This window comes from Massilia sp. Mn16-1_5, assembly GCF_004798585.1.
GTDB lineage: Bacteria > Pseudomonadota > Gammaproteobacteria > Burkholderiales > Burkholderiaceae_D > Telluria.
Genome location: NZ_PPXQ01000002.1, coordinates 356,264 through 371,110, shown reverse-complemented (window position 1 = coordinate 371,110; position 14,847 = coordinate 356,264). Strand labels below are relative to the sequence as shown.

The 14,847-nt window shown below is 70.2% G+C and carries 12 protein-coding genes; 6 read left to right on the top strand and 6 right to left on the bottom strand.

Going from position 1 to position 14,847, the window contains the following annotated elements; translation table 11 throughout:
* Position 1 precedes the first annotated feature (1 nt).
* Entirely contained in the window at positions 2-832 is an 831-nt protein-coding gene (gene hpnK / locus C2862_RS03755) for a hopanoid biosynthesis-associated protein HpnK (protein WP_136218755.1), read from the top strand.
* Positions 829-1,815: a lysylphosphatidylglycerol synthase domain-containing protein gene (locus C2862_RS03750; protein WP_136218754.1), complete on the top strand. Its 987-nt coding sequence runs from the start codon at positions 829-831 to the stop codon at positions 1,813-1,815. The genes hpnK and C2862_RS03750 overlap by 4 nt, the downstream gene beginning before the upstream one ends.
* On the opposite strand, the gene C2862_RS03745 is transcribed toward C2862_RS03750, so the two are convergent.
* Positions 1,781-2,416, bottom strand: a complete 636-nt coding sequence (locus C2862_RS03745; RefSeq protein ID WP_136218753.1) for a phospholipid-binding protein MlaC — start codon at positions 2,414-2,416, stop codon at positions 1,781-1,783. The genes C2862_RS03750 and C2862_RS03745 overlap by 35 nt on opposite strands.
* A 113-nt stretch (positions 2,417-2,529) precedes the next feature.
* On the opposite strand from C2862_RS03745, the gene C2862_RS03740 reads away from it, so the two are divergent.
* On the top strand, positions 2,530-5,175 hold the full coding sequence (locus tag C2862_RS03740; protein ID WP_136218752.1) for an MMPL family transporter: 2,646 nt from the start codon (positions 2,530-2,532) through the stop codon (positions 5,173-5,175).
* 25 nt (positions 5,176-5,200) lie between these two features.
* Positions 5,201-5,959: a VacJ family lipoprotein gene (locus C2862_RS03735; protein WP_136218751.1), complete on the top strand. Its 759-nt coding sequence runs from the start codon at positions 5,201-5,203 to the stop codon at positions 5,957-5,959.
* A 172-nt stretch (positions 5,960-6,131) separates the two neighbouring features.
* Here C2862_RS03735 and C2862_RS03730 read toward each other — a convergent pair whose 3' ends face one another.
* From C2862_RS03730 to dxs, 4 genes are read right to left on the bottom strand one after another with little or no spacing between them, the layout of a single operon-like run.
* Positions 6,132-6,833 (bottom strand): squalene--hopene cyclase, encoded by a 702-nt coding sequence (locus tag C2862_RS03730; RefSeq protein WP_168709991.1) that lies wholly within the window; start codon positions 6,831-6,833, stop codon positions 6,132-6,134.
* Positions 6,830-8,836: a squalene--hopene cyclase gene (shc, locus tag C2862_RS03725; protein WP_136218749.1), complete on the bottom strand. Its 2,007-nt coding sequence runs from the start codon at positions 8,834-8,836 to the stop codon at positions 6,830-6,832. The genes C2862_RS03730 and shc overlap by 4 nt, the downstream gene beginning before the upstream one ends.
* 15 nt (positions 8,837-8,851) lie before the next feature.
* Positions 8,852-9,730 (bottom strand): presqualene diphosphate synthase HpnD, encoded by an 879-nt coding sequence (gene hpnD, locus C2862_RS03720; protein WP_136218748.1) that lies wholly within the window; start codon positions 9,728-9,730, stop codon positions 8,852-8,854.
* Positions 9,720-11,501: a 1-deoxy-D-xylulose-5-phosphate synthase gene (dxs, locus tag C2862_RS03715; RefSeq protein ID WP_136218747.1), complete on the bottom strand. Its 1,782-nt coding sequence runs from the start codon at positions 11,499-11,501 to the stop codon at positions 9,720-9,722. The genes hpnD and dxs overlap by 11 nt, the downstream gene beginning before the upstream one ends.
* Before the next feature lie 308 nt (positions 11,502-11,809).
* Between dxs and C2862_RS03710 the strand changes: the two genes are divergently transcribed.
* Both C2862_RS03710 and C2862_RS03705 read left to right on the top strand, forming a co-directional pair.
* Positions 11,810-12,862: an NAD(P)-dependent alcohol dehydrogenase gene (locus C2862_RS03710; RefSeq protein ID WP_136218746.1), complete on the top strand. Its 1,053-nt coding sequence runs from the start codon at positions 11,810-11,812 to the stop codon at positions 12,860-12,862.
* 4 nt (positions 12,863-12,866) lie between these two features.
* Positions 12,867-14,060: an MFS transporter gene (locus C2862_RS03705; RefSeq protein WP_136218745.1), complete on the top strand. Its 1,194-nt coding sequence runs from the start codon at positions 12,867-12,869 to the stop codon at positions 14,058-14,060.
* Here C2862_RS03705 and C2862_RS03700 read toward each other — a convergent pair.
* Positions 14,047-14,847, bottom strand: a complete 801-nt coding sequence (locus C2862_RS03700) for an alpha/beta fold hydrolase (protein WP_136218744.1) — start codon at positions 14,845-14,847, stop codon at positions 14,047-14,049. The genes C2862_RS03705 and C2862_RS03700 overlap by 14 nt on opposite strands.

The following is a 14,847-nucleotide window of genomic DNA, read 5'->3' as shown; positions in this document are numbered from 1 at the left end:
AATGAACTGCGCCGGCCTGATCATCACGGCCGACGACTTCGGCCTGCACGAGAGCGTCAACCGCGCCGTGCTGCGCGCCCATCGCGAGGGGGTCTTGAGCGCCGCCAGCCTGATGGTCGGGGCGCCGGCCGCGGTTGACGCGATTTCCGTCGCGCGCGCCTGTCCCGGCCTGCGGGTCGGCTTGCACCTGGTACTGGCCGACGGCGCCGCCGTGCTGCCGCCGCGCCGTATCCGCGATCTGGTCGATGCGAGCGGCCGCTTCGGCACGCGCATGGTGCGGGACGGCGTCCGCTTTTTCTGCCTGCCGCGCGTACGGCGCCAGCTGGCCGCCGAGATCCGCGCCCAGTTCGAGGCCTTTGCGGCGACCGGCCTTGCGCTCGACCACGTCAACGCCCACAAGCACTTCCACCTGCACCCGACGGTGTTGTCACTGATCCTCGACATCGGCCGCGAATTCGGCCTGCGCGCGGTGCGGCTGCCCTACGAAGCCGGGCTGCCGGCCTGGCTGCGGCCATGCTTGCTCCTGCTGCGCGCCCGCCTGCGCGCAGCCGGCATCGCGCACAACGACTACCTGCTCGGCCTGCGCCTCTCTGGCCGCTTCGACGAGGAGGCCTTGCTGGCGGCCCTGGCGCGTCTGCCCCCAAGTGGGGTCGGCGAACTCTACCTGCACCCTGCGCTGGCGTCGGGCACGGCAATCGCCGCCTCGATGGCGGGCTACCGCCACGCCGACGAATTCGCCGCCCTGGTCTCGCCGCGCGTGGCCGCGGCGCGTGCCTCCCTGCGCGCGGGAGGCGTCCGCTTCGGCGGCTTCGCCGACCTGCTGGGCGCATGAACCGGCTGGCCATCGGCGGTGCGCTTGCCGGTCTGCTCCTGCTGTGCGGGCTGGTCGCCTGGCAGGGCTGGCACGCCGTGCTGGACGCCGTCGCGCAGGCCGGCTGGACCTTGCTGCTGCTGGTGCCGCTGCGCGTCGTCACCCTGATGCTCGACGTGCGCGCCTGGCAGATTCTGCTTGAACGGGCGCCCGGCTTCCCCTTCCTGCTCTGGGTGGCCGCGGTGCGAGAAGCCGTCAACCGCCTGCTGCCGGCGGCGGGTGTGGGCGGCGAAGTGGTCGGCGTGCGTCTGGTACGCACGCGCCTGCCCGACACGGCCGCCATCACCGCCAGCGTGATCGTCGAGGTGCTGCTCACGATGATCGTGCTCTACCTGTTCTGCGGCCTCGGCGTTGTGCTGATGGCGCAGATCGCCGCGGGCATGCACCAGGTCGGGGTGATCGCTACCGGCCTGGCGCTGTCGCTGCCGCTGCCGCTGCTGGCCTGGTGGCTGCTGCGTCACGGCGCGCCCTTCCAGCGCCTCGAACGCTGGCGCCTGCGCCTGCTCGGTCCCCGCACGCCGGACCTGGACGGCGCGCGGCTCGACGCCGCCGTCGTGCGCCTGTTCGGCCGCCACGGCGCGCTGCTGCGGGCGCTGGGCTGGCAGCTGCTCTCTTACCTGCTCGGCAGCCTCGAGACCTGGTATGCGCTACGCCTGCTCGGCCATCCGGTCGACCTGGGCACCGCGGTCGCCATCGAGGCGCTGACCCAGGCCGCGCGCCACGCCAGCTTCCTGGTCCCGGCCGGGCTCGGGGTGCAGGAGGCGGCCGTGCTGCTGTTCGGCGTTCTTGCGGGCGTGGGCGGCGAGGTCGCGCTCTCGCTGGCCCTGGTCAAGCGCATGCGCGAGATCGTGCTCGGCCTGCCCGCCTTGCTGTCCTGGCACTGGTTCGAAGCCAGAAGACTGCGCCGCCTCACACGGCCGCATTATGGGCGGCCAGGTACTTGATCAGGCCGTCGACTCCGCCGGACGCCAACTGGGCCGCGAACTGTTTCCGGTAGACCTGGATCATCCAGGCGCCCATCATGTTGATGTCGTAGATCTTCCAGCCGGCCCCGGTCTTGCGCAGGCGGTAATCGATCGGCATGCGCTCGCCCTCGGTGCGGACGCTGGTCTTGACCACGGCGTCATTGGCGTCCGCCGCGGGGCGCGCCACGGGCGCGTAGGTGAACTGGGTGTCCTGCTCGTGGATCTGGGTCAACTGGAGGGCGAAGGTGCGCGCCAGCAGGGTCTGGAACTGCTTGACCAGCGCCTCGCGCTGGGCCGGCGTGGCGCTGGCCCAGGCATCGCCGACCGCATAGCGGGTGGTCAGGGCGAAATCGGTGGCCGGCAGGAAGTGTTGCTGGACCAATTGATAGATCCGATCAGGGTCGCCGGCGCGGCCGCCGGGGTCGCTCCGGATGGCCGACATCACGCGCTCGATGGTGCTTTTGACCGCCTGGTGCGGTGATTGGCTCTCGGTCTGTTGGGCATGGGCCGGGACCAATACCCCGAATGAGGCCGGCAAGGCCGGCGCCAGCATGGCCAGCGAAAGGATGATCGGTTTCATGAGGTCTCCTTACTTGCATGCGGCCTTAATACGACACCGCCAGCATACGCCGAAGCCTGCCCGGATGGTACTTGCTACTATGGCGTATCGCACCGGCCCATCCTCTGACGCGTATGCTGACCAAGCTGATCGCCCGGATCGTCCACCTCTCGGTTCGCCATGCCTGGCGTGTCATCGGCGCGTACGCGCTGCTGGTGCTGGGCGCCGGGTTATATGCCGCGAATCACTTCGCCATCACCACTGATGTCGGCCGCCTAATGGACCCGGGCGCGCCATGGACCAAACGCGACGCCGCCGTAACCGCCGCCTTCCGCGAGCGCAGCGACACCACCCTCATCGTCGTGTCCGCGCCGGCGCCCGAGCTGGCCGCCCAGGCGGCGCGCGAACTGGCCGCGCGCCTGTGCGAACAGCCGCAGCGCTTCCACTCGGTCACCCTGGGCGAGGCCCATCCCTTTTTCCAGCGCAATGGCCTGCTCTACCTGTCCGTGCCCGAGCTCACCGATCTCACCGCGCAGCTGCGCGACGCCAGGCCGCTGCTCAAGGCCCTCGCCCACGATCCCTCGCTGCGCGGGCTGGCCAATCTACTGTCGGTGACGCTCGGCACGCCGCTGCAGACCGGCCAGGTCAGTTTGGCCGGCATGGCGCCGCTGCTGGAGCGCAGCGCCGCCGCGGTCGAGGCCGCGCTGGCGGGGCGGCCTGGAGCGCTGTCCTGGCAGGACCTGGCCGGCGCCGCCAAGGATAGCCCGGCGTCGAGCCTGGTCGAAGTCAGGCCGGTCCTCGACTTCGCCGACCTGATGCCCGGCGCCGCCGCGGCCGAGGCGATCCGCGCCACGGCGCGCGAACTGCGCCTGATGGACCGCTACCACGCCGGCATTGCGCTGACCGGGCCGATTCCGCTGTCGGACGACGAGTTCGCCTCGCTGCAGGAAGGAACGGTATTTGGCAGCCTGCTCTCGCTGCTGCTGGTGCTGGGGCTGCTGTGGCGCGCCCTGCGCTCGGGCAAGCTGGTGCTGGCCGTCTGCGTGGCCATGGCGGGCGGCCTGGTGCTGACCTCGGCGCTGGGGCTGATGATGGTCGGCGCCCTGAACCTGATCTCGATCGCGTTTGCGATCCTGTTCGTCGGCATCGGCATCGACTTCGGCATCCAGTTCGGCATGCGCTTTCGCGAGCTGCACCGCCAGCACGGCGTCACCGCCGAGGCGCTGCATGAGACCACGCAGGTGATCGGCCTGCCCCTGACGCTGGCCGCCATCGCCACCGCCTTCGGTTTTCTCTCCTTCCTGCCGACCGCCTACCGCGGCGTGGCCGAACTGGGGCAAATCGCCGGCGTCGGCATCCTGTTCGTCGCCCTGCCCTCCTGCCTGACCCTGCTGCCGGCCCTGATCCAGGTGCTCGCGCCCGGCCCCGCCGCCAGCGCCCCCGGCTACCCCTGGCTGGCCCCGGTCGACCGCGCGCTGCAGGCCCATCGCAAGCCTTTGCTGGTGGCCACGCTGGCCCTGGTGATCGCCGGCCTGCCGCTGCTGCGCCACCTGGAGTTCGACTTCAATCCGCTGCACCTGAAAAGCCCGCAAAGCGAATCGATGACGGCGCTGCGGACGCTGTCGCGCAGCACGGATATTGGCCTCGACAACATCCAGGTGCTCGTCCCCACGCTGGCGCAGGCGCAAGCGGTGGCGGCCCGCATCGAGCGCCTGCCGGAAGTGGCGCGCGTCATGACGGCGGCCAGCCTGGTGCCCGAGCAGCAAACCGCCAAGCTCCCGCTGATCGCCGCCGCAGCAGACGCCCTGCTGCCGGTACTGGAGCAGGCGCAGCTACTGCCGGCGCCGGACACCGCGCGCGTCGCGGCCCTGCGCGCGGCCGCGCTTGCGCTGCGCAATGCCGCGCTCGACCACCCCGGTGCCGGGGCGCTGGCGGCCCAGCGCCTGTCGCGCGCGCTGGCGGCGCTGGCGCGCGCCGATACGGCCACCCGCGAGCGTGCCGAGCTGGCGCTGGCGTTGCCGCTCAGGCTCGCGCTCGATGCCTTGCGCCAGGCCCTGCGCCCCGAAGCGGTGACGCTGGCCTCGCTCCCGGCGGAACTGCGGCGCAACTGGATCGCCGCCGACGGCCGCGCGCTGGTCGACGCCAGCCCGCGCCGTCCCGAGGGCGCGGGTAGCGGGGACCCGGTGCGCGACGACGTCCTGCTGCGCCGCTTCGCGCAGGCCGTGCAGCGGGTCGCACCCGATGCCAGCGGCGGACCGATCTCGATCATGGGGGCGGCCGACCTGATCGTCGACGCCTTCGTCCAGGCCGCGCTGCTGGCCGTGGCGACGATCTCGCTGCTGCTGTGGCTCGCGTTCCGGCGCTTTGGCGACGTGCTGCTGACCATGGTGCCGCTGCTGGTCTCGGGCCTGGTCACGCTCGAGGCGACGGTGCTGCTCGACATGCCGCTCAATTTCGCCAACATCATCGCGCTGCCGCTGCTGCTGGGCGTCGGCGTCGCCTTCAAGATCTACTACGTGATGGCCTGGCGCGCGGGCCAGGCGGCCCTGCTGGAACAGGGCCTGACCGAGGCCATTATCCTGAGCGCGGCCACCACCGGCACCGCCTTCGGCAGCCTGTGGCTCTCGCACCATCCGGGCACCGCCAGCATGGGCGCCCTGCTGGTGCTGGCCCTGGTCTGCACCCTGATCGGCGCCGTCTTCTTCCAGCCCATCCTGCTCGGCACACCGCGCGGCAACGCCCACAAGACGGACGCCGGGCTGGAACACTCTTCCTCCTGAACCCTCGATCATGACTGGAGCCGGCATGCACACCTACCCCCGACGCCTCATCCGGACCATTCTGCGCACCACGGCCGCCTGCGTGCTGGCCGCCACCGCTGGCTGTGCCACCGGCCCGGACCGTAATCCCGCGGACCCGCTCGAGCCGCTGAACCGCGCCACCTGGCGCTTCAACGACACCGTCGACCGCAACATCGCCCAGCCGGTCGCGCGCGGCTACAACCGTGTCGTACCGCGGCCGATCCGGACCGGGATCGCGAATTTCTTCGCCAACCTCGGCACCGTGCCGGTCATGCTCAACAACTTCGCCCAGCTGCGTTTCGCCGACGGCATGTCCGACCTGATGCGCTTCGCCCTGAACAGCACCTTCGGCCTGCTCGGCGTGCTCGACATCGCCACCCCGGCCGGGATCCCGACGCACGACCAGGACTTCGGCCTGACCCTGGGCCACTACGGCGTCGCCAGCGGACCCTACCTGGTACTGCCGCTGTTCGGGCCGAGCACCTTCCGCGACGCCGCCGGCTTCGGCGTGGACCAGTACGCCAGTCCGACGAGCTACGCGGAGCCGCGCGCGCGCAACGTGATGTGGGGCGTGAACTTCGTCAGCACCCGCGCGCGCTTCCTGAACGCGACCGACCTGCTGGAAGAGGCGGCGCTCGACAAGTACCTGTTCGTGCGCGATGCGTATCTGGCGCGGAGGCAGTCGAAGCTGGATGAGGACAAGCCGGAGACCTTGCCTGACTATGAGGCTGGCCAGGGCACGACCGCGCCGAAGGAGAAATGACACGCCGGTATCAACCTGATAGCAGTCGTTTAAGCGAGGCCGCACTCGGCCATGTTTGCGCCATATCCCGCTGCATGCGACGCGTGGCACCGGAGCGCACATACAACCGGTTGTTCCCACGCGCTGCGGGCTAAGTACGCTCAACACGTGGACTCAGGAGTCCACCCTACGTTTAACGACATTCGCGCTGTGCGGCATGGCTGCGCGACGGCGCTAGCCCCGTGCCCAACTGGGCATGCACTCTGCGCAAACTGCTCCGCGCACGCCAGGCATCGAGGGCCAGCAGCGCCAGTGGGCCCAGGTCACCGGGCGTCAATGCGCGTAAAAACGCCTTCAGGTCGGTGCCGCCGTCCTCGCGCAGTGCCGCCAGCGCGCATGGCGGCAGGCTACGCCAGGCCGGGTCGAGCACGACACGCACCGCCGCGAACGGCAGCTGCAAACGGCGCGCGGCCAGTGCGGCCGCGTGCGACTCCATGTCGACCGCCAGCGCGCCGCTCTCTTGCCATAGCGCCGCCTTGGCAGCGCGGGTGGCAAGCGGCGCGTCCAGTCCTGCCAGGGCTCCGAAGCGGGCGCGCGGCAGGCGCTCCATCAAGGCTTGCGTCCACGCCGGATCGGCAGCCAGCGTGTCCACACGGGACGCCACCACGCAGTCGCCCGCCCGCAGGCTCGGATCGAGCGCACCAGCACAGCCGAAGCTGAGGATGCCAGCCCAGCCATCGCCATGGCCGGCAAGCGCCTCGATGGCAGCCGCGACCCGCACCGGCCCCGGCCCGCGCACCGCGACCACGCCCGGCCCCGCCGCGATGGCCGTCTCGAACGCAAGGCCGCACACGACCAGCACCGGTGCGCAGCGAGGGATGGCGTCCGGCTTCACATGCCGAATCCGACATGTTTGATGCCGGATGCGCGCAGATTGCGGTAGCGCGCCAGCGTCCACAGCGGGAAGTAGCGCGCGTAGCCGTGATAGCGCAGGTAGAACACCCGCTCGAAGCCGGTCGCGGTATGGTGCTCCTCGTCCCACAGGCCGTCCTCGCGCTGGTGTGCGAGCAGCCAGTCGACGCCGCGCGCCACGGCGGGCGAATCGACGGCGCCGGCCGCCATCAGGCCGAGCAGCGCCCAGGCGGTCTGCGACGGCAAGGATTGAAAAGGTTCGTGGCCGGCGTAGTCGAGGCGGTAACTGCTGCCGTCCTCGCCCCAGCCGCCGTCCGGATTCTGCACCGCGTGCAGCCAGTCGACCGCGCGCGCGACCGGCCTCGCGTCCATGCCCATGCCCGCCGCGCCGAGCGCGCACAGTGCGGACCAGACGCCGTACACATAGTTGATGCCCCAGCGGCCGTACCAGGCGCCGTGCGGTTCCTGGGCGCACAGCAGCCAGTCGAGCGCGCGCGCCGCGGGCGAGCCGCGCTTGCGGCAGGCCTGCGGGTCGAGCTGGAGCAGCAGCGACAGGCAGCGCGCCGAGACGTCGGCCGTCGGCGGGTCGAGCAGCGCGCCGTGGTCGGCGAAAGGAATGTTGTTGAGGTAGCGGCAGGTGTTGTCGGGGTCGAAGGCGCCCCAGCCGCCGTTGCGGCTCTGCATGCCGAGCACCCATTCGTGCGCGCGTTCGACGGCGTCGGCAAACCTGGGCTCTTTCAACACGCGGTCGGCGCGCTGCATCGCCATCGCCACCACCGCCGTGTCGTCCACGTCCGGATAGTGCGCGTTCGCGTACTGGAAGGCCCAGCCGCCGGGACGCAGGCCAGGACGGTTCAGGCTCCAGTCGCCGTGCAGGTCGAGGATCTGCAGCGGCCGCAGCCACTCGAGGCCGCGCAAGGCCGCCTCGGTCGCCTCCTGCGTGCCGACTTCGAACAGCGCGTGGCACATCAGCGCCGTGTCCCAGACCGGCGAGAAACAGGGCTGGCAGTATGCCTCTTCGCCGCGGTCGACCAATAGCTTGTCGATCGCCCGACGTGCGCCGGCGTATTCGCCCGCTTCGCGTTCCAGGCCCAGCGCGTCGAGCATCTGCACCGCGTTGACCATCGCGGGGAAGATGGCGCCCAGTCCGTGTTCGCCATTCAGGCGCGCGCGAACGAAAGCGCTGGCGCGCTCGATGGCGCGGCGGCGCAGGCGCGCGGGGATGCGCGGCTCGAGGCGGCGCAATTGCCTCTCGACGCTGCGGAAGAAGGCGAACCACAGGCGGCTCTGGTGCGGCGCGCGCGCCGTCACGCGCAATTGCTCGGGCGGCGCCAGGAACAGCTCGTCGATGCCGACCGCGCGCGGGTTGCGCGCGCGCGGCTTGAGTGCGCCCAGCACCAGCAGGGGCGTGAGCACGGTGCGGGTCCAGTACGAGACTTTCGTGAGGTGGAAGGGAAACCAGCCCGGCAGCAGCGCGATCTCGACCGGCATGGCCGGCACCGCGTCCCAGGGCACGATGCCGTACAGCGCCAGCAGGAAGCGCGTGAACACGTTGCTCTGCTCGGCCCCGCCGTGGGCCAGGATGGCGGCGCGCGCCCGCGCCATGTGCGGGGCATCGACCGGGTCGCCGATCATCTTCAGGGCGAAATAGGCCTTCACGCTGGCGCTGGGATCGAAGGCGCCGCCATGGAACAGCGGCCAGCCGCCGTGCGCGCCCTGGACCCGGCGCAGGTGGCGGCCGATCTTCGCTTCGAGCACGGCATCGGGCGGCTCGCCGAGGAAGTGCACCATCAGCACGTATTCGGCAGGGATGGTGGCATCGGCTTCCAGCTCGTAGACCCAGTGGCCGTCCGGCCGCTGCTCCTCCAGCACGGCGGCGAGCGCCGTATCGGTCGCGCGCGCGAGCCGCGCTGCTTGCGTGTCCTGGCGGGCCGCACCGGCCAGGATCCCCTCCTTCCCCATTGCCCCACAGGCCGAATAGCGCATCGCTTCGCCTCCACGCTACACCAGCGCATGCCGCAGCAGGATCCCCGCCCGCGCCAGCTTGCCAACGCGGACCGGCGCGCGCGGACAGGCCCAGCCGCGTGTGCACAGGCGCGCCAGCAAGGCACGGTAGACCGCGCCCATCAGCCGCGGCGTGCGCACGCGCGAGGCCGGATAATGGCGCATCACGCGCCGCGCGTATTCGAAATGTTCCAGCGCCTGGGCCGCGACCTGCAGGCAGGCATGGTCCAGGGCAGGATCGGCGACGATGGCATCGGCCGAAGCGCCGTCCACGGCGACGCCTGCCTCCAGCAGCGGCTCGCGCGGCAGGTAGACGCGCCCGATGGCGGCATCCTCGTCGATGTCGCGCAGGATGTTGGTGAGTTGCAGGGCGCGTCCCAGGTGGTGCGCGAGCAGGACGCCATCCAGGCCGGGCACGCCGAACACTTTTACCGACAGGCGCCCGACGGCGCTGGCGACGCGGTCGCAGTAGAGGTCGAGGATGTCTGCCGAGGGCGCGCACAAGGGCGCGGCCCCGGCGTCCATTAACATGCCGTCGATCACGGCCTCGAAGTCGGCACAGGCCAGCCCGAAGGTCTCGATGTGGCCCTGCAGTGCGGCCAGGCGCACCGGACCGGCGCCCGCGCAGCAGGCCTGGATGTCGGCGCGCCAGCGTTCGAGGGCGGCGCGCTTGGCCGGCGCCGGGTCGGTGCCGTCGGCGATGTCGTCCACCGCGCGGCAGAAGGCGTAAATGTCGACCATCGCGGCGCGCTGCGGCGCCGGCAGCAGGCGCAGCGCCGTGTGGAAGGAGCTGCGCGCCGTCACCGGCTCGGGCGCGGGAGCATCCGCGACATACGCACCGAGCCCGGCGCCTGCCTGTTCGCGCTCAGCTGTCATTTGCCACCCGCCTTCCCTGCTGCTCCGGAAAACGCCGCCGGATCGCGTCGGCGATGCCGTCCGCATCGAGCCCGGCCGCGGCCAGCAGGGCGGCCGGATCGCCGTGCTCGACGAACACGTCGGGCAAGCCCAGCATCAGGAGCGGCTTGACCACGCCGGCCGCGGCCAGCGCCTCCGCCACCGCGGCCCCGGCGCCGCCCATCAGGCAGCCCTCCTCCACCGTCACCAGTTGGGCGTGGCTGCGTGCCAGGCGCAGCACCAGTTCGGTGTCGAGCGGCTTGATGAAGCGCATGTTCGCCACTGTCGCGCCCAGCGTCCTCCCGGCGGCCAGGCTCGGCGCCAGCATCGCGCCGAAGGCGAGGATGGCGGTGCCGCGGCCCTCGTGCCGGAGCTCGCCGCGGCCGAAGGGGATCTCGTCCAGGGCCTGCTGCACCGCCACACCGGGTCCGCTGCCGCGCGGGAAGCGCACCGCCGCCGGCCCTGGGTAGCGGTAGGCCGTGCTGAGCATCCTGCGGCATTCGTTTTCGTCGGACGCGGCCATCAGGACCATGTTCGGGATGCAGCGCAGGTAGGCAATGTCGTAGTTGCCGGCATGGGTCGCGCCGTCCGCCCCGACCAGGCCGGCGCGGTCGATGGCAAAGCTGACGTCGAGGTCCTGCAACGCCACGTCGTGGATCAGCTGGTCATAGGCGCGCTGCAGAAACGTCGAATAGATCGCCACCACCGGCTTCATGCCCTCAGCCGCAAGGCCGCCCGCGAAGGTGACGGCGTGCTGCTCGGCGATGCCGACGTCGAAATAGCGCTCCGGGTACAGCTGCTCGAAGCGGACCAGGCCCGAACCCTCGCGCATCGCTGGGGTGATGCCGACCAGCTGCGGATCGACTGCTGCCATGTCGCACAGCCACCCGCCGAACACTTCGGTGTAGCTCGGCTTGGCCGCTGAAGCGCAAGCCGGCAAGCCGAGCGCGTGATCGAATTTCCCCGTGCCGTGGTAGCGGGTCGGTTCGGCCTCGGCCAGCTTGTAGCCCTGCCCCTTCTTCGTGACGATGTGGAGGAACTGCGGGCCGGTGCGTTCGCGCAGCTTTTCCAGCGCCGGCACCAGCGCGTCGAGGTCGTGGCCGTCGATCGGTCCGGTGTAGTCGAAGCCGAACTGCTCGAATACCGTGGCCGCCGCGGCCGCGCGGTGTGAGGACAGGCGCGCCAGATAGTGTCTCAGCGCGCCGACCGCGGGCGAGATCGACATGTCGTTGTCGTTCAGGATCACCAGCAGGCGCAGGTCGCCGGCGATACCGGCATTGTTCAGGGCCTCGTAGGCCATCCCGGCGCTCATCGCGCCATCGCCGATGACGGCCACCGCATGCCGGTCCTCGCCGCGCAGCCTGGCCGCCTGGGCCATGCCGAGCGCGGCCGAAATCGAGGTCGACGAGTGCGCGGTGCCGAAGGTGTCGTAGACGCTCTCGCTACGGCGCGGAAAGCCGGAGATGCCGCCCAGCTGGCGCAGCGTGTGCATCCGCTCGCGCCTGCCCGTCAGTACCTTGTGGCCATAGCTCTGGTGCCCCACGTCCCAGACAATGCGGTCGCGCGGGGTGTCGAACACGTAATGCAGCGCGATCGTTAGCTCGACGGTACCGAGGTTGGACGAGAGGTGGCCGCCGGTACGCGCCACCGATTCGAGCAGGAACTGGCGCAACTGCCGGGCCAGCGCGTCGAGCTGCTCGCGCGGCAGGCGGCGTAGCGCCGACGGATCGTCGATCGCCTGCAGCAAATTCATTCGCTTTCCTCCAGTACCACCGTGCGGCGTATTGGATAGCCGGTCTAGTTAAGACAATCGCGGTGCCCCTGTGGTTCGCGCTTAGCGGTGCGCGGCGCGGGACGGCCCCGCGTATCGTCCCGCTGCGCAATTGCACCGCAATTCAGTACTCCACAATCTGAAAAACCGCCTCCATTCATGAATGGCATTCATAAGCCCAAGCAATTTCCGCCCCGTTTTGCCCCCGCTTTTGCCCTTAAGATGGCGACCTGTCCCGCCACGTCCGCCTAGTCCGCGTCGGTGGCGCAACTCTTTCAAGGAAAACATTCATGACCGTCAAAGCCTACGGCGCCTACGCCGCCGACAAGCCCCTCGAATCGATGGACATCACCCGCCGCGCACCGGGTCACCACGACGTCCAGATCGACATCGCCTATTGCGGCGTCTGCCACTCCGACTTGCACACGGTGCGCGCCGAATGGGCCGGCACCCTCTTCCCCTGCGTGCCGGGCCACGAAATCGTCGGCCGCGTCTCGGCAATCGGCGAACACGTTACCCAATACAAAGTCGGCGACCTGGTCGGCGTCGGCTGCATGGTCGACAGCTGCCGGCACTGCGCCGACTGCGAGGACGGCCTCGAGAACTACTGCGACGGCATGGTCGGCACCTACAATGGCGCCACCAATGACGCGCCCGGCCACACCCTGGGCGGTTACTCGGAACAGATCGTCGTCCACGAGCGCTTCGTGCTGCGCGTGGGCCATCCGGAAGAACAGCTGGCCGCGGTCGCGCCGCTACTGTGCGCCGGCATCACCACCTACTCTCCGCTGCGCCACTGGAATGCCGGTCCCGGCAAGACGGTGGGCATCGTCGGCATCGGCGGCCTCGGTCACATGGGCATTAAGCTGGCCCGTGCGATGGGCGCGCACGTGGTCGCCTTCACGACCTCGGAAAGCAAGCGCCAGGATGCCGAAGCGCTGGGCGCGCATGAAGTCGTCGTCTCGCGCGATGCCAATGCGATGGCGGCGCAGGCGAAGAAGCTCGACCTGATCGTCAACACGGTGGCCGCGCCGCACGACCTCGACGCCTACCTCTCGCTGCTCAAGCGCGACGGCACCATGGTGCTGGTCGGCGCGCCCTCGTCTCCGCACCCGTCGCCGCAAGTGTTCAACCTGATCATGAAGCGCCGCGCGCTGGCCGGCTCGATGATCGGCGGGATCCCGGAAACCCAGGAGATGCTCGACTTCTGCGCCGAGCACGGCATCGTCGCCGACATCGAGATGATCCGGGCCGACGAGATCAACGCCGCCTACGAGCGCATGCTCGAGGGCGACGTGAAGTACCGTTTCGTGATCGACAGCGCGACCCTGGCTGCGGCGTAAGACGATGCAGAGTCCTGTTGCAAGCACCGCCGGCGCCAATCTGCCGGCGGCGTGGGGCGGTGTATTCGCGCTGTCCCTGGGCGCCTTCGTGCTGGTCGCTTCCGAGTTCATGCCCGTCAGCCTGCTGACGGCCATCGCCTCCGACCTGCACGTCAGCGAAGGCCAGGCCGGGCAGTCGATCGCCGTCTCCGGCGCCTTCGCGCTCGCCACCAGCCTGTCGCTTGCCAGGCTGGCCGGCAGGCTCGATCGCAAGATCCTGCTGCTGGCGCTGACGCTGCTGATGATCGTCTCGGGCAGCGTGGCCGCGTTCGCGCCGAACTACTGGAGCTTCATAGCGGGCCGCGCCTTCATCGGCGTGGCGATCGGCGGCTTCTGGTCGATGTCGGCGGCGATCGCCATGCGCCTGGTGCCGGGCGAGCAGGTGCCCAAAGCCTTGGCCATTGTCAACGGCGGCAACGCGCTGGCGAGCGTGGTGGCGGCGCCCCTGGGCAGCTTCCTCGGCTCGATCGTCGGCTGGCGCGGCGCCTTCTTCGCCCTGATTCCGGTGGCGGTGCTGGCGCTGGCCTGGAAGTGGGTCAGCCTGCCTGCCATGCCGGCCGAACGCGCGCCAGGCGGCGCCAACGTGTTCACCCTGCTCAAGCGGCCCGCGGTCGCCCTCGGCATGGCCGGCGTCAGCCTGTTCTTCATGGGGCAGTTCGCGCTGTTCACCTATCTGCGTCCTTTCCTCGAGACGGTGACGCATGCGAGCGCGGCGACGACCTCGCTGATGCTGCTCGTGATCGGCGTGGCCGGCTTCATCGGCACCAGCGTGATCGGCGCCTTCCTCAAGGATGGCCTGTACAAGACGCTGGTGACGATTCCGCTGCTGATGGCGGCGATCGGTGTCGCGCTGATGCTGTTCGGCGCCTCGCCTTTTGTTACCGCCCTGCTGCTCGCGGTCTGGGGCCTGGTCGGTACGGCGGCCCCGGTCGGCTGGTGGACCTGGCTCGCGACAACCCTGCCGCAGGATGCCGAAGCCGGCGGCGGGCTGATGGTGGCGGTGGTACAGCTGGCGATCGCGCTGGGCGCGACCGTGGGCGGACTGCTGTTCGACGGCTTCGGCTACCGCGCCACCTTCGGCGCCAGCGCCGCGGTGCTGGTGACCGCGGCCGGCGTGGCGCTGCTGGCTGGCCGCGCCGCGCAGTCTACAGGGACGTAAGAAAGTCACGGACCAGGGCGACGACCTGGTCCGGCGCTTCGCGGTGCGGCAGGTGGTGCGCCTCCTGCATGATCGCGACCTGCACCTCGGCCCTGCTCCATTCGGCAATCAGGCGCGGGTGCAGGGTCGTCCCGTACTCGTCGTCGCCGCCGTGGATCGCCAGCGTCGGCGTGCCGACCTGCGGCAGCACCTCCTTCAGCGTCCAGGACGCGAACGGCGCCGACAGCCAGGTGCCGGTCCAGGCATCGAGCACCCATTGCGCCTTGCTGCCGTGGTACTTCTCCAGACGGCCCATCTGCTCGGGATCGGCGAACTGCGCCTTCGCCACGCGGATGCCCGCCAAGGTCGTCTCTTCGGCGAAGACCTGCGCCGATTCGGTGATCAAGGCTTCGCAAGCCTCCGGGTAGCGCGCCGCGCAGTGGATCGCCATCGCGCCGCCGACGCTGTGGCCGAATACGACGAACTGGCGAATGCCGAGCTGTTCGCGCACGGCCGCGAAGCCGTTTGCGGCCTCGTCGCCGACGAACGAAGTCGTCAGCACGTCCGTGCGCGGGCTGGATTCGCCAAAGCCGAGGCGGTCGTAGGCCACGACGCTGCGTCCCGTCCCTGCCGCCAGCCGCGCGGGAAAATCGCGCCACAGGGCGACGCTGCCGAGCGAGTCGTGCAGCAGCACGATCGGGGCCAGCGTGTCGTCGCGGCCTTGCCAGGTGCGGACAAAGAGCCGGCCCTCCCCTTGCGTAACCCAATGATCGGTGAAGCCGGCCTGCGAATGCGTTGTTCCTGTCAT

Excerpts from the sequence above, each read along its gene's own strand:
- shc (WP_136218749.1), bottom strand. The coding sequence starts at position 8,836 with ATGCGCTATTCGGCCTGTGGGGCAATGGGGAAGGAGGGGATCCTGGCC.
- hpnK (WP_136218755.1), top strand. The coding sequence starts at position 2 with ATGAACTGCGCCGGCCTGATCATCACGGCCGACGACTTCGGCCTGCAC.
- C2862_RS03735 (WP_136218751.1), top strand. The coding sequence starts at position 5,201 with ATGCACACCTACCCCCGACGCCTCATCCGGACCATTCTGCGCACCACG.
- C2862_RS03740 (WP_136218752.1), top strand. The coding sequence starts at position 2,530 with ATGCTGACCAAGCTGATCGCCCGGATCGTCCACCTCTCGGTTCGCCAT.
- C2862_RS03750 (WP_136218754.1), top strand. The coding sequence starts at position 829 with ATGAACCGGCTGGCCATCGGCGGTGCGCTTGCCGGTCTGCTCCTGCTG.
- C2862_RS03705 (WP_136218745.1), top strand. The coding sequence starts at position 12,867 with ATGCAGAGTCCTGTTGCAAGCACCGCCGGCGCCAATCTGCCGGCGGCG.
- hpnD (WP_136218748.1), bottom strand. The coding sequence starts at position 9,730 with ATGACAGCTGAGCGCGAACAGGCAGGCGCCGGGCTCGGTGCGTATGTC.
- dxs (WP_136218747.1), bottom strand. The coding sequence starts at position 11,501 with ATGAATTTGCTGCAGGCGATCGACGATCCGTCGGCGCTACGCCGCCTG.
- C2862_RS03700 (WP_136218744.1), bottom strand. The coding sequence starts at position 14,847 with ATGACAGGAACAACGCATTCGCAGGCCGGCTTCACCGATCATTGGGTT.
- C2862_RS03710 (WP_136218746.1), top strand. The coding sequence starts at position 11,810 with ATGACCGTCAAAGCCTACGGCGCCTACGCCGCCGACAAGCCCCTCGAA.
- C2862_RS03745 (WP_136218753.1), bottom strand. The coding sequence starts at position 2,416 with ATGAAACCGATCATCCTTTCGCTGGCCATGCTGGCGCCGGCCTTGCCG.